Source organism: Fredinandcohnia onubensis (genome assembly GCF_002734285.1).
In the GTDB taxonomy this organism is placed as follows: Bacteria; Bacillota; Bacilli; order Bacillales; family Bacillaceae_L; genus Ferdinandcohnia; species Ferdinandcohnia onubensis_A.
Genome location: NZ_NSEA01000006.1, coordinates 1 through 14,954, shown reverse-complemented (window position 1 = coordinate 14,954; position 14,954 = coordinate 1). Strand labels below are relative to the sequence as shown.

Here is a 14,954-nt window from a genome sequence, read left to right as displayed (position 1 = left end):
CATTATCCTCTTTTCCATCTTGTACCTTGAGGAGTGTCTTCTAGAATAATATTCATAGCTTTTAATTGGTCACGAATTTGGTCAGATAAAGCAAAGTCGCGATCTTTTCGTGCTTGGTTTCGCTTTGCAATTAGTTCTTCGATTTCCTCATCAAGTAATTGTTCATCTTCTAATTTAAGACCTAGTGTATTAAATAATACCTCGAATTCTTGGATAAAGGCTTCGAGAACCTTTTCTGCCGTGTTTTTTTCCTGCAAGTAATAATTGGCCTGTTTCGATAACTCAAACAAAACAGATATTGCGTTTGCTGTATTAAAATCATCATCCATTGCCTCAATGAAACCATTGCGAAAAGCTGTGATTTTTTCTAGCCATGTTTCATCATCATTCGTTAGATTCGTACTGCTTTGCAGACGATGCTTTAAGTTTGCGTATGAAGTACGTAATCGTTCTAAGGCATTTTTTGTGCTTTCTAGTAATTCAACACTATAGTTAATTGGGTGTCGATAATGGACAGACAGCATAAAAAAGCGTAATACCTGTGGGTCAACGTCCTTGATAATATCGTGAACTAATACAAAGTTTCCAAGAGATTTTGACATTTTTTCATTATCGATATTAATATAGCCATTGTGCATCCAATAATTTGCAAAAGTTTTTCCACTCACTGCTTCAGATTGTGCAATTTCATTTTCATGGTGTGGAAACGCTAAGTCCTGGCCACCTGCGTGAATATCAATTGTTTCACCTAAATATCTTTTGGCCATTGCCGAGCACTCGATGTGCCAACCTGGGCGACCATTGCCCCATGGGCTTTCCCAATAAATCTCTCCCGGCTTGGCACTTTTCCATAAGACAAAGTCAAGGGCATCCTGCTTCTTATCTCCCACTTCAATTCTCGCACCCACACGTAGTTCGTCAATGGACTGGTGCGAGAGCTTTCCATACTCCTTGAATTCTCTCGTACGATAGTAAACATCACCTTCAGATTCATAGGCAAAGCCTTTCTCGATAAGAGCTTGGATAAAATCAATAATAATATCCATATTCTCTGTAACTCTCGGATGAACATCCGCCTTTTTACAACCTAATGCAGACACGTCCTCAAAGTAAGCATCGATAAATCGCTCTGCAATAGTTGGCACCTCTTCACCTAACTCATTTGCTGCTTTAATTAATTTATCATCAACATCTGTGAAATTGGATACATAATGAACATCATAGCCTCTAAATTCAAAATAACGACGAACTGTGTCAAATACAATGGCAGGCCGTGCATTCCCAATATGGATATAGTTATAAACAGTTGGACCACATACATACATTTTTACTTTGTTTGCTTCAATTGGTTTAAACTCTTCCTTCTTCCGAGTTAGCGTATTATAAAGGTGAATGGACATTATCCTTTGCTCCTTCCTTGTGTTGGATTACCTTTTTTAGGTTTTCAATTTCGTTTTCTAGTTCTCTGATTTTATCTAAAACCGGATCTGGTAAATCACGGTGATTTAAATCCTTGCTATTTCTAACTTTGATACCATCCTGGATTACAACCCTACCGGGGATCCCGACGACGGTTGAATTCGGAGGAACATCTTGCAGAACAACCGAACCCGCTCCTACTTTTGAATTCTCTCCAATTGTAATCGATCCTAATACTTTGGCTCCTGTTGCAATCAGTGCATTGTCCTTAATCGTTGGGTGTCGCTTCCCTTTTTCTTTCCCTGTTCCACCTAGGGTTACGCCCTGAAATACTGTCACATTGTCCCCAATTTCACAGGTCTCGCCAATCACTACGCCCATCCCATGGTCAATGAAAAAGCGACGGCCAATTTTAGCACCAGGGTGAATTTCAATTCCTGTGAAGAAACGACTTATTTGCGAAACAGTTCTAGCTAAGAAAAACAATTTTCGTTTAAAAAGAAAATGTGCCACTCGGTGTGACCAAATTGCATGCAATCCGGAGTATGTCAGCATCACCTCAAAATGAGTTCTTGCAGCCGGGTCCTGTTCAAACACAACTTCGATATCCTCTTTCATTCGCTTAAACACAATCAACCCTCCTTATAAGAAAAGCGTAAGCGCCTTGCTCAGCCCCGACAAGCACAAGACAAGCGCTGACAGAAGGCACTCTTTGCCTTCAAAGCGATTGGATTGTGACCTCGAGGGGCTAGGCGCTGAAGCTAGACATTAGACATTTTTTTCAAAAATAAAAAGCGCCTCTGTGTAAAAACACAGAGACGCTCAATCGCGCGGTTCCACTCTGTTTAGGTAATAAATGGTATCTCATTACCTCAACTTAATCTCGTAACGGTGAGACTCCGCTTTTATCTACTACATATATGGTTCGATAAAAGACTCAAAGGTGCATTTCAATAAGCGTTTCCCATAAACCACTTTCAGCCGGTGATGGTTCTCTCTGTTCATATTTGCCCGAGTCGTGCAAATACTTTAATGTCAATCACTTATTTACTCTCCTTATCAACACTTTTAAATTATATAATTGATTAACTATACTATATTACATTTTCAACAAGATGTTAACTAATTAAACTATTTAGGCGTGAAATTATTTTTTCTTTTCCTAATAGATGGATTGCTTGAGGTAAATCAGGTCCATGAAGTTGACCTGTTGCAGCCGCACGAATTGGCATGAAAAGATTCTTACCTTTTTGTCCAGTTCCTTTTTGAACAGCTTTAATCGCCGCCTTAATTTCAGCAGCACCAAATGTTTCAAGACCTTCAACCTCTTGTAAAAACGCCTTTAAAACTTCAGGAACTGTTTCACCTGCAAGAACTTCCTTAGCATCCTCTTCAATCGTTAACTCATCTCTAAAGAAAAGCTCTGTTAATTCAACAATCTCAGCACCGTAGCTCATCTTTTCTTGATGAAGTGCAATTAAATCTTGTGCCCATTGCTTGTCAATGTCACTTAATGACTCACTCAATCTACCAGCTTTAATTAAGTGTGGCAATGATAGTTCAACTAGGCGATCTAGTTCTATATTTTTCATATACTGGTTGTTCATCCAAGTAAGCTTTTGTGTATCGAATACAGCAGGTGATTTTGAAAGACGTGCCGGATCAAAGATCTCAATAAACTCCTCTTTTGTATGAAGCTCTTCTTCTCCAACCGGTGACCATCCTAATAGAGTTATGAAGTTAAACAAAGCTTCAGGAAGATATCCAAGTTCTTCATACTGTTCAATAAATTGAATAATCGACTCATCACGCTTACTAAGCTTTTTACGGCTTTCATTTACAATCAATGTCATGTGCCCAAAGGTTGGGATATCCCAGTTAAATGCCTCATACACCACCATTTGCTTCGGTGTATTTGAAATATGGTCTTCTCCACGTAACACATGTGAAATCTCCATTAAGTGATCATCAATAACTACGGCAAAATTATAAGTAGGTGTTCCATCCTTTTTCACGATTACATAATCGCCCATGCCTTCAGATTCAAAAGAAATCTCGCCTTTAACCATATCATGAAACGTGAACACCTTTCCTTCAGGAATGATGATACGAATACTTGGTTGACTTCCTTCATTTTCTAACGCTTGTTGTTGGTCCTTTGTTAAGTGACGACATTTTCCTGAATAATGAGGAGTCTCGCCACGTTCAATTTGCTCTTCACGCTCTTTTTCAATCTCTTCTTCCGTACAATAGCATTTATAAGCGAGTCCTTTATCTAGTAACTCTGTATAATACTTTTGATAAATCTCATTACGCTCTGATTGACGGTATGGGCCATACTCACCATCAACATCTGGTCCTTCGTCCCAATCAATGCCAAGCCATTTTAAATATTTAAGCTGGCTCTCTTCGCCACCTTCAATATTTCGCTTCTTATCTGTATCTTCAATACGGATAATGAATTTTCCATTTTGGTTTCTAGCATAGAGATAATTAAATAAAGCCGTTCTTGCATTTCCAATATGTAAATGTCCTGTTGGACTTGGTGCATATCGCACTCGAACGTTATTTGACATTTATGTACCCTCCGTTACGACCTTTATATCATTGATATTTTAACACCACTTTGTTTACTGTCAAAGAATTAGTTATCCTCCTTTAACAATAGCACTGTAGCTTGTGCTGCAATTCCCTCACCACGACCCGCAAAGCCTAATTTTTCAGTTGTTGTGGCTTTTACATTCACCTGTGATGGGTCTGCTTCTAACAATTCGGCAATTCGTCCTCTGATTTGTTCAATATACGGTGCCATTTTAGGCTTTTGAGCAATAATGGTACAGTCGATATTTCCAAGCCTATACCCTTTTTTCCTCACCAGCTCCCATACATGCTGTTGAAGTTTTGCAGAATCAGCATCCTTAAAATTCGGGTCTGTATCCGGAAAATGCCTGCCTATGTCTCCTTCACCAATCGCACCAAGACAGGCATCAGATACTGTGTGCAACAATACATCTGCATCAGAATGGCCTAATAATCCTTTTTCATATGGGATTGTAATTCCACCTATAATTAACGGGCGTCCTTCAACCAATTGGTGAACATCAAAGCCCTGCCCAATACGAAACATGGGTTCTCCCCCTTTTTATCAAGTTGTTTACTCCAGAAAAAATTTAGCTTGTCCAGTTTTGTAAGATTGCTTCAGCAAAAATTAAGTCATCTGGAGTCGTAAGTTTAATATTTAAGTAATCGCCTCTAACAATATAAACTTGTTTCGGAATTCTTTCAACGAGACTCGCTTCATCTGTGCCGAGAAAATCTTCTTTTCTAGCTAATTCATGTGCTTCTTGTAAGATAGAAACATGAAAAGCTTGTGGGGTTTGGATTGCCCACAAGCTAGAACGTTCAACTGTCTCTTCCACATATAAATCACTAGAGGCGCGTTTAATTGTATCCTTTACGGGAACCGCTAGAACAGCCGCTCCCTTTTCTGCTGCCAAACTTACTAACTCATGAACATGCTCTTGTTTCAGAAAAGGTCTGGCACCATCATGAACCAACACAATATCTGTATTTTTCGCTGCTAGTAAGCCATTATAAACACTATACTGTCGTTCACTGCCACCCTGAACCAAAGAAACAACCTTTTGAATGCGATATGTTTGAAGCAATTCTTCAAAGATTAGCTGTTCATCCTTGTTGATCACTAGAATGATTCCTGAACACATTGGATCCTGTTCAAAAACTCTTAAAGTATGAACAATTACTGGTATTGATTGCAATTCGATGAATTGTTTATTCTTTCCTGCATTCATTCTCTTTCCTTGACCAGCAGCAGGAATTATAACCTGATAATTCACCATGTAGCGCCCCTATCGATGTTTAAGTATTCAATTATAAAGCTTTTTCAAGCAGCTTTGGTTTTGCGAATATCATTCGACCCGCTGATGTTTGTAACACACTCGTTACAAGTACATCAATGCGTTTTCCGATATAATCACGACCTTCTTCAACGACAATCATTGTGCCGTCATCTAAGTAAGCAACACCTTGATTATGTTCTTTTCCATCCTTAATGACCTGCACACTCAATTCTTCACCCGGTAACACAACAGGTTTTACAGCATTTGCTAAGTCATTAATGTTCAATACTGCTACATTTTGCAACTCACAAACCTTGTTAAGGTTAAAGTCATTTGTCACGACTACACCCATCGTTAATTTTGCAAGTTTCACTAACTTACTATCAACCTCTTGTATATCGTCAAAGTCACCTTCATAAATATCTACCTTGATTGATAGTTCTTTTTGAATTCGGTTTAAAATATCCAAACCTCTTCTACCACGGTTTCGCTTTAACACGTCTGAAGAATCCGCAATATGCTGAAGTTCCTCTAAAACAAATCGTGGAATGACAATAGTTCCTTCAAGAAACCCGGTTTGGCAAATATCTGCAATACGTCCATCAATAATTACACTTGTATCCAAAATTTTAAGTTTTTTGGCCTGTTGGTTAACTTCCTCGTCCTCTAAGCCCTTTTTCTTCCCAGCACGGTTAATAGAGAATAAGTTCACAAGCTCATCCCGCTTTTTAAAACCAACCTGGAAACCTAAGTATCCCAAAAGCAGGGTTATGAAAATAGGAAGCACTGTATTTACGACTGAAAATGTAATACGGTCTAATGGAATCACAATTAAAAATGCAACAATTAATCCTGAAATTAAACCTAGGCTTCCAAATAACACATCTGTAACAGGAGCTTTGATCAATGACTCTTCAAGCCATTTAATTAGACCTACGATATAATCTACTAACCAAAAAGTAACAATAAATAATATAATAGCACCTAAAATCGCAAGCGTATATGAGTTATTTAAGTATGGAATATTGTCGATATTTAACAGCTTAAGTAAATCCGGTAGATATACAATTCCTATCATACCTCCGACGATTAGAAAAAATAGCTGCACAATACGTTTTAACATTCCTTCACCTCCTCCTATTCATTATAATCACTTTATAATAATTGAAACCTACAATAAATAGCTTTTTTCAAAATGTAAACAGAATGACATAGACGTGTAAACGATACCTATATATTATTTTAAAATCCTACTAAAATTATTACTGCTCCTGTAAAAAAAATTTAATCAGTATAAGCGGCACGTCAAGAAAGTGGTATGTCCATTTGTTCACACTTACTATACGTAAAAAGAAGCAAAGATGTTTCATTTTCACTAGATTTTTTTATACCAATATTTAAGCTATCCTAGTGTATGTTGAATAGCCTGCCTAATATCACTTACGCCGATAACTTCAATGCCCTTTGGAATGGTCCATCCACCAAGATTACGTTCAGGAAGGATTACTCGCTTAAAACCCAGCTTTGCTGCTTCCTGGACCCGCTGCTCGATACGAGAAACTCTTCTTACCTCACCGGTTAGACCAACCTCTCCAATAATAACGTCTGCCGGATTTGTTGCTTGATCTCTGAAACTTGAAGCAATACTTAAAGCAACAGCTAAATCTATTGCTGGTTCATCTAATTTCACTCCACCTGCGACCTTCAAATAGGCATCTTGGTTTTGCAAAAGAAAACCTGCTCTTTTTTCTAATACAGCCATTAATAACGAAACCCTATTTTGGTCAATTCCAGTTGCCATTCGTCGTGGATTTCCAAAGCTAGTTGGTGAAATTAATGCCTGAATTTCAACGAGGACTGGTCGCGTCCCTTCCATTGAGGCAACAACCGTTGATCCTGCAGATCCTGCAGAACGCTCTTCTAGAAAAATTTCAGATGGATTTGCGACCTCTTCAAGGCCTGTTTCCTTCATCTCAAAAATACCCATTTCATTGGTTGAACCAAAACGGTTTTTCACCGCACGTAAAATTCGGTATGTATGATGACGTTCCCCCTCAAAGTAAAGAACAGTATCAACCATATGCTCCAATAAACGTGGGCCTGCAATATTTCCCTCTTTCGTAACATGACCAACGATAAAAATAGCAATCCCATTTGTTTTTGCAATTCGCATTAACTCTGCTGTACATTCACGCACCTGTGACACACTACCAGGAGCAGAGGCAATATCAGAGTGATAAATCGTCTGAATGGAGTCAATGACTACAAAAGAAGGTTTAAGCTCAGAAATTGTCTGGGAAATAAATTCGAGGTCCGTTTCCGCTAAGACATACAATTGATCAGAGGAAACACCTAGGCGATCAGAACGTAGCTTAGTTTGCTTGACCGATTCTTCTCCGGAAATATATAAAACTTTGTCTTGTTTGGCTAATTGAGAGGATACTTGTAGCAGTAAGGTAGACTTTCCTATACCTGGGTCTCCCCCAATTAGGACAAGTGAACCTCTTACGATTCCGCCACCAAGTACGCGATTAAATTCTTGGTTTGCTGTATACATTCTTGGTTCATTTTCTGACTCGATTGAAGTGATTGGTGAAGGCTTTCGTTGAACTGTGGGACTTGAATGAGTAAAAGCACCTTTTCTAGCTGGCTTATGCAAGGTTTCCTCGACCAATGAATTCCACGCACCGCATCCTGGACATTTTCCCATCCATTTCGGTGTTTCATAGCCACAGGATTGACAGGTGAATTTCGTTTTTGTTTTTGCCATCGTCATTAATCCTTTCTTTATTAGAAAAGCGCAAGACGCCCGTTAATCGGCGACAAGCACAAGATAAGCGCTGAAAGAAGGCGCTTTTTGCCTTCAGAAGCGATAAGCTTGTGACCTCGAGCCGATGGCGTCAGGAGCTAGACATTGTTTAGAAAAAAGAGGTATACACAAACAATTTAATGTATACCTCTTTTACAAATTACATGTTATTTCACTGTTTCTTTTGTTTCTTCGACTTCCTTCGTTTGAATAACAAATTCTCCGTTATCAAAGTCCATTACAATTTTCTTTCCTTTTTCTATTTTACCGCGTAATAGCTCTTCAGACAAACGGTCTTCAATTTGTTTTTGAATTGCACGGCGTAATGGACGTGCCCCATATTCAGGATCATAGCCTTCCTCAGCAATTCGATCTTTAGCGGCTTCTGTTAACTCAAGCTCAAAGTCTTGCTCTTTTAGACGTTTCGTTAACTGATCTGACATGAGTGTTACAATTTCCTTCAGATGCTTCTTCTCTAGTGAGTGGAAGACGATGATTTCGTCAATACGATTGAGGAATTCTGGACGGAATGCTTTCTTCAATTCCTCCATTACCTTATCCTTCATGTTTTTATAATCTTGTTTTTCATCTTCAAGTGCAAAACCAACATACTTGTTGCGTTTTAATGTGCTAGCTCCGACGTTTGAAGTCATAATCAATATCGTATTTCTAAAATCTACGGTGCGCCCCTTGGAATCAGTTAAACGGCCGTCCTCAAGCACTTGAAGTAAAATATTAAACACATCTGGATGTGCTTTTTCAATCTCATCTAGTAGGACGACAGAGTATGGCTTACGACGGACCTTTTCAGTTAATTGACCGCCCTCTTCATAGCCGACATACCCTGGAGGTGAACCCACTAGTCTAGATGTAGAATGCTTCTCCATGTACTCAGACATATCCACACGAATCATTGCATCTTCATCGCCGAAAATAGATTCAGCTAGAGCACGAGCCAGTTCTGTCTTACCTACACCTGTTGGGCCAAGGAAAATAAATGAACCCGTTGGGCGCTTCGGATCTTTTAATCCTGCACGTGAACGTCTAACTGCCTTGGAAACTGCTTTAACTGCCTCTTCCTGACCGATTACACGTGAGTGGAGGATTTCTTCCATGTTTAATAATTTATTCGCTTCAGTTTGTGCTAGCTTTGATACAGGGACCCCAGTCCAGCTTGATACGACCATTGCGATATCATCTACTGTAACCTCAGAATTCTCTTGCCCCTGTTTTTCTTTCCAGTTTTTCTTCGTTTCTTCTAACTGCTCACGAAGGCGTTGCTCGGAATCACGTAATGATGCCGCTTTTTCAAACTCTTGACTTTGAACCGCTGCATCCTTTTCCTTTCGAACCTCTTCAAGCTTTTGTTCAAGCTCCTTTAAATTTGGTGGTGCAGTGTATGAACGAAGACGAACCTTTGAACCAGCCTCATCAATCAAGTCAATTGCTTTATCTGGCAGAAAGCGGTCTGAAATATAGCGATCTGACAGTTTAACAGCTTGAACGATAGACTCATCTGAGATTGATACTCTATGATGCGCTTCATAACGATCGCGTAATCCTTTTAAAATTAAAATAGATTCTTCTACAGTTGGTTCATCCACTTGAATTGGTTGGAAGCGTCGCTCTAAAGCAGCATCCTTTTCAATATATTTTCGATATTCGTCTAATGTTGTAGCACCAATACATTGTAGTTCACCACGAGCAAGTGATGGTTTTAAGATATTTGACGCATCAATTGCCCCTTCGGCTCCACCTGCTCCGATTAGGGTATGAAGTTCATCTATAAATAGAATGATATTGCCAGCTTGACGAATTTCATCCATTACCTTTTTTAGGCGGTCTTCAAATTCCCCACGGTATTTAGTACCCGCAACCACTGTACCCATATCAAGGGTCATTACTCGTTTATCACGAAGCGTTTCCGGTACTTCATTATTGATAATTTGTTGAGCTAATCCTTCTGCAATTGCCGTTTTACCAACACCAGGCTCCCCGATTAGTACCGGGTTGTTTTTCGTACGACGGCTAAGTACCTCAATTACACGTTGAATTTCTTTACTACGGCCGATAACTGGATCAAGGCTGCCTTCTCTTGCAATCGCAGTTAAGTCACGTGCTAAACTATCAAGGGTTGGGGTATTGGCATTTGCAGAACCTCCACCATGATGTCCTGATGATGACTCATTGCTTCCCAATAGCTGAAGAACCTGCTGTCGAGCTTTATTTAAGCTCACTCCAAGATTGTTTAATACTCGTGCAGCTACGCCTTCCCCTTCACGAATTAAACCCAGGAGGATGTGCTCTGTACCCACATAGGAGTGACCAAGCTTACGAGCCTCATCCATGGATAACTCGATTACCTTTTTGGCACGTGGGGTATAATGAATTGTCTGTGATCCCTCTTGACCACGGCCGATTAAAGCCTCAACCTCTTTTTGAATTTTTTCAGGTCCTAATCCTAGTGCAAGTAAGGCCTTTGCAGCGATTCCTTCGCCTTCTCGAATAAGACCTAATAATACATGTTCAGTTCCAATATTGTTATGCCCTAATCGCACAGCTTCCTCTTGAGCTAACGCTAATACCTTCTGTGCACGCTCAGTAAATCTGCCAAACATCATAACCCATCACCCTCCATGGTCAGTAGTCTTATTATTTTCTAGCTTCAATCTTTCTCGAATGATAGACGCTCTTTTAACGTCTCTTTCATTAGGCCTTAATGCCCCACCAGCATATGATTGTAGGAAACCAGGTTGTGTTAAAATCATGAGTTCATTAAGGATACTTCTTGATATATCTTTTATATAGCCTAGATCTATACCTAATCGGACATCTGATAAACACTTAGCTGCTTCCTTCGATTCAATGATCCGACTATTAGCTAAAACCCCATAGGAACGGAATACTCGGTCCTCCAACTGAATATTAGAGGTTTTTACCAAAGCTTCTCGTGCAGAACGTTCTTGCGCAATTAGCTGGGCAACAACACTCTCTAAATCTTCAACAATATCTTCTTCCGTCTTTCCAAGCGTAATCTGATTAGAAATTTGAAAGATATTTCCTAACGCTTCACTGCCTTCACCATATATTCCCCTTACGACAAGGCCAAGTTGATTGATTGCCGGGATAATTCGACTCATTTGATGAGTTAAGATAAGTGCTGGCAGATGCATCATCACAGAAGCACGTATCCCAGTCCCTACATTCGTCGGACAACTGGTTAAATAACCTCTTGTTTCATCAAACGCGTAATCGACATGCTCTTCAATCCAATCATCCAGGTTATTTGCAACCCGTAAAGCTTCAGTTAATTGTAACCCTGGGAATAAACATTGTATTCGAATATGGTCTTCTTCATTAATCATAATGCTAATTTCTTCATTTTCAGATAAAAGACAAGCCCCAAACGGAGAGTCCTCAGCTAAATGTGGACTTATCAAATGTTTTTCAACAAGCACCCTCTTTTCAATAGGCTGAAGCTCCATCATTTTTAATAACTCCATTTCTCCATTTGACGGAAACCGCTTCCCTGAAAAGCCCTTTTGGAAGACTTCCACAATTTGCTGAGCTTCTTCATTCGAATAAACCGTTGAAAAGGGGACATTTTTCAAATTTCGAGCAAGCCTGATCCTTGAACTTAAGACAATATCCGAATCCGGCCCTTCTTGACTCATCCAAGAGCTTAAGGCTTGATTGATAAAATGCTCAAGTGACATTGATTAAACCTCCCCCTCTTTGTAACCACTTAGCTTTTTCTCTAAAGCCCTTACGTGGTCACGAACTTCTGCAGCCTTTTCAAATTCCTCTAGGGAAATATATTCCTGCATCTTTTGCTTTAATTGTTCAATCTCTTTCCGGATATGGAAGGAGCCTCCGATTCGTTTTGGAATTTTCCCTGTATGATGTGTATTACCACTATGCAGACGTTTTAAGATTGGGGTAAGTTGTTTTTCAAAGGTTGGATAGCAATGCGAGCAGCCAAACCGACCTACCTTTGCAAATTGTTGAAAAGTCATTTTACAGTTTTGACATTGTAAAACCTCATTTTGTTGAAAAGCATTTTGCTTTGAACCTGCAAGTGGTTCAAATTGTAGAAGTCCTGCTAATAAGTTATCTATTGAAAAACCAGATGTGCCTGGAAACATAAACATCTCACTTTTTTCTTGAGCACAATGTTCACATATATGAACCTCTGTCTTTTCACCGTTAATAATCTTTGTAAAATGTAATGTCGCAGGACGTTGATTGCATTCTTGGCATATCATGTTAAGCACCTTCCTACTTCTAACCTTATTATCTATACATGAGGGATGTTAGCATTGCCTTTAACATACGTGCTCTCAACTCATCCCGATGAGGAAGCTCAAGAAACAGGACGGAACGGTCAATTACACTTAGCATGATCTTCGCCTCTCTTTTCGAGATCACTTCCTCCTCAATTAAACGCAAAATCACATCTTCAGCACTCGTTTGAGAAATCCGTTTGTCTATAAGGCGAACGAGTTGATTAATCAACTGAGAATCATTATTCGTTTTTACCTTCATAATACGAATATAACCCCCACCACCACGTTTACTTTCAACTAAATAGCCTCTCTCTAGCGTAAATCGTGTATTTATTACATAGTTAATTTGAGATGGGACACATTCAAATTTATCGGCAATCTCACTTCTTTTTATTTCAACTATAGCTCGATCACTTGTATCAAGAACACTTTTTAGATAGTGTTCGATGATATCAGATATATTCCTCATTATGACCACACCTCACCTTGACCTTGACTTTGACTATATTTGACTATAACTATAATATAAAATGACCGCACTAATTTTTCAACTGTTTCGCTTTTCAAATTGAACGTCAAAATTATTTAGGCAATCATTTTCAAGGCATTTACTATCCTATACTTTCCAAATCTAGTACTCCCCTAAACACCAAATTAGAAAATTTTTTGCACCATTTCTTGTTTTGACATTTCTTCATACAATCGCAAACGTTCATTTTTACTTCCGACTTCAACATCAATCGTGTACTGGCAATTATTATTAATTTTATCCTTCGAGTACTTAATATTAAAATCCCTTACCCGAAAATCATTATCTTTAAATAGTTGTAGGATTGAAGAAAATGAAGATATATCTTCATTGATAATGATATGAACAACTTTTCTTTTTCTGGATTTAAAGAAGAATTCCTCAAATCGATTAAGAAAAATTAGGCTCAATAAAACAACTATTGTTGTTAATATGGCAGGAGCATACATGCCTAAACCGATAATTAACCCTAAACCAGCAACCACCCAAATGGAAGCAGCAGTCGTTAACCCCCGTACAGTTGCATCCCTAACAAGAATGGTACCAGCACCTAAAAATCCAATACCACTAATAACATAGGAAGGAATTCGCGCTGGATCAAAACGTACGTTTGTACTCATTTCTAAATAAGGCTGGAACCCATAAATAGACATCAACATCATTAAACAAGAGCCGACCCCAACTAGCAAATGTGTACGAAACCCAGCAGGGTGTTTATGTACCTCTCTCTCCAATCCAACTAACCCGCACAATAACGCCGCTAAAAAAATCCGTATCGACATCGTTAAAAATTCTTCTGTTTGGAACGATGCAATAAAATCAATCATGTTACATCCTCCCCTTTTATATATATGCAAAAACCTTTTATTAGTTATTCGATAGGCAATCTAAATCCCCTTTTTTAAACAAGAAAAAAATTTAGTGTTTTATAAGTATACGATTCATCAATTAAATTATGATTTCTGAGGACCCATTTTTTTAGAATAGTAATTAATACTTATAAATAAGACATTTTTATCATAAACAAACTGATATAAATTATTGATATTCATGAGTATGTAAAATTTAACATGGTTATGGGGAGTTAAGATTAAAAAGGGTCGGTTTTTTGGAGGAGCTGAGGAATATTTTATAGTATGTTTAAAGTAAATCAATAGAGGCTTCGATGGTACTGCTGGTTTATCGTTTATATGCTGCTTGCGATATAGTATTTATCGTTTTTGCGAGCTAGCGATATACTGATTAGGCTGTTTGCGGTATAGTATTTATTGTTTCTGGGTTGGTGATATACCGTTTAAGCTGTTTACGGTATAGCATTTATCGTTTCTTGGGTTAGTGATATACCGATTAGGCTGTTTGCGGTATAGCACTTATTGTTTATCGGGTTAGTGATATACCGTTTAAGCTGTTTACGGTATAGCATTTATCGTTTATCGGATTAGTGATATACCGATTAGGCTGTTTGCGGTATAGCACTTATCGTTTATCGGGTTAGTGATATACCGTTTAAGCTGTTTGCGGTATAGCATTTATCGTTTATCGGGTTAGTGATATACCGATTAGGCTGTTTACGGTATAGCACTTATTGTTTCTCGATATGACAATATACCATTTAAGACGTTTGCGGTATAGCATTTATTGTTTCTCGAGTTGGTGATATATCGATTAGGCTGTTTACGGTATAGCATTTATCGTTTCTCAATATGGCGATATACCGATTAGGCCATTTGCAGTATAGCACTTATCATTTTTCAAAATGACAATATACCGATTAGACCGTTTACGATATACCATTAATAGATCCGATTCTTTACTATTTTTCTATGCACAAAAAAAGACCAACCATAACGGTTGATCTTTTAGTTGCCTAGCGACGTCCTACTCTCACAGGGGCAATGCCCCAACTACCATCGGCGCTGAAGAGCTTAACTTCCGTGTTCGGTATGGGAACGGGTGTGACCTCTTCGCTATCGCCACTAGACTATGTTGAAGGATTCATTCCTTCAAAACTAGATAACGTACGTGCATTCATGTTTTCGAAGTATTTTGGT

Annotated in this window: 12 protein-coding genes, 1 rRNA gene and 1 other annotated feature; all 13 genes read right to left on the bottom strand. The window is 38.7% G+C overall.

Features of this window, described 5'->3' with window-relative positions:
* Positions 1 to 2 precede the first annotated feature (2 nt).
* Complete coding sequence (gene cysS / locus CKJ95_RS07110) at positions 3 to 1,400, bottom strand: cysteine--tRNA ligase (protein WP_099352721.1); 1,398 nt, start codon at positions 1,398 to 1,400, stop codon at positions 3 to 5.
* Positions 1,381 to 2,049: a serine O-acetyltransferase EpsC gene (gene epsC / locus CKJ95_RS07105; RefSeq protein ID WP_099352720.1), complete on the bottom strand. Its 669-nt coding sequence runs from the start codon at positions 2,047 to 2,049 to the stop codon at positions 1,381 to 1,383. The genes cysS and epsC overlap by 20 nt, the downstream gene beginning before the upstream one ends.
* 181 nt (positions 2,050 to 2,230) lie before the next feature.
* Positions 2,231 to 2,491: a binding site (T-box leader), on the bottom strand.
* Positions 2,492 to 2,537: 46 nt separating this feature from the next.
* Positions 2,538 to 3,995: a glutamate--tRNA ligase gene (gltX, locus tag CKJ95_RS07100; RefSeq protein WP_099352719.1), complete on the bottom strand. Its 1,458-nt coding sequence runs from the start codon at positions 3,993 to 3,995 to the stop codon at positions 2,538 to 2,540.
* A gap of 68 nt (positions 3,996 to 4,063) precedes the next feature.
* Positions 4,064 to 4,546 (bottom strand): 2-C-methyl-D-erythritol 2,4-cyclodiphosphate synthase, encoded by a 483-nt coding sequence (ispF, locus tag CKJ95_RS07095; RefSeq protein ID WP_099352718.1) that lies wholly within the window; start codon positions 4,544 to 4,546, stop codon positions 4,064 to 4,066.
* Between the two features lie 43 nt (positions 4,547 to 4,589).
* Entirely contained in the window at positions 4,590 to 5,276 is a 687-nt protein-coding gene (gene ispD / locus CKJ95_RS07090) for a 2-C-methyl-D-erythritol 4-phosphate cytidylyltransferase (protein WP_099352783.1), read from the bottom strand.
* Positions 5,277 to 5,310: 34 nt separating this feature from the next.
* Entirely contained in the window at positions 5,311 to 6,402 is a 1,092-nt protein-coding gene (locus CKJ95_RS07085; RefSeq protein ID WP_099352717.1) for a PIN/TRAM domain-containing protein, read from the bottom strand.
* A gap of 279 nt (positions 6,403 to 6,681) precedes the next feature.
* Positions 6,682 to 8,049, bottom strand: coding sequence for a DNA repair protein RadA (gene radA, locus CKJ95_RS07080; protein ID WP_099352716.1), 1,368 nt, complete (start codon positions 8,047 to 8,049; stop codon positions 6,682 to 6,684).
* Between the two features lie 206 nt (positions 8,050 to 8,255).
* The gene (clpC, locus tag CKJ95_RS07075; RefSeq protein WP_099352715.1) at positions 8,256 to 10,709 is read right to left on the bottom strand and encodes an ATP-dependent protease ATP-binding subunit ClpC; all 2,454 of its coding nucleotides are present in this window, start codon (positions 10,707 to 10,709) and stop codon (positions 8,256 to 8,258) included.
* 6 nt (positions 10,710 to 10,715) lie between these two features.
* Positions 10,716 to 11,804 carry a protein arginine kinase gene (locus CKJ95_RS07070; protein WP_099352714.1) on the bottom strand — a complete coding sequence of 363 codons (1,089 nt, stop codon included), beginning with the start codon at positions 11,802 to 11,804 and terminating at the stop codon, positions 10,716 to 10,718.
* A 3-nt stretch (positions 11,805 to 11,807) separates the two neighbouring features.
* Positions 11,808 to 12,353: a UvrB/UvrC motif-containing protein gene (locus CKJ95_RS07065; RefSeq protein ID WP_099352713.1), complete on the bottom strand. Its 546-nt coding sequence runs from the start codon at positions 12,351 to 12,353 to the stop codon at positions 11,808 to 11,810.
* Between the two features lie 28 nt (positions 12,354 to 12,381).
* Positions 12,382 to 12,843: a CtsR family transcriptional regulator gene (locus tag CKJ95_RS07060; RefSeq protein ID WP_099352712.1), complete on the bottom strand. Its 462-nt coding sequence runs from the start codon at positions 12,841 to 12,843 to the stop codon at positions 12,382 to 12,384.
* Positions 12,844 to 13,028: 185 nt separating this feature from the next.
* A complete protein-coding gene (locus CKJ95_RS07055) occupies positions 13,029 to 13,730 on the bottom strand; it encodes an MgtC/SapB family protein (protein ID WP_099352711.1) in 702 nt (233 codons plus the stop codon).
* A 1,038-nt stretch (positions 13,731 to 14,768) separates the two neighbouring features.
* A 5S ribosomal RNA gene (gene rrf, locus CKJ95_RS07050) occupies positions 14,769 to 14,884 on the bottom strand.
* Between the last annotated feature and the right edge of the window lie 70 nt (positions 14,885 to 14,954).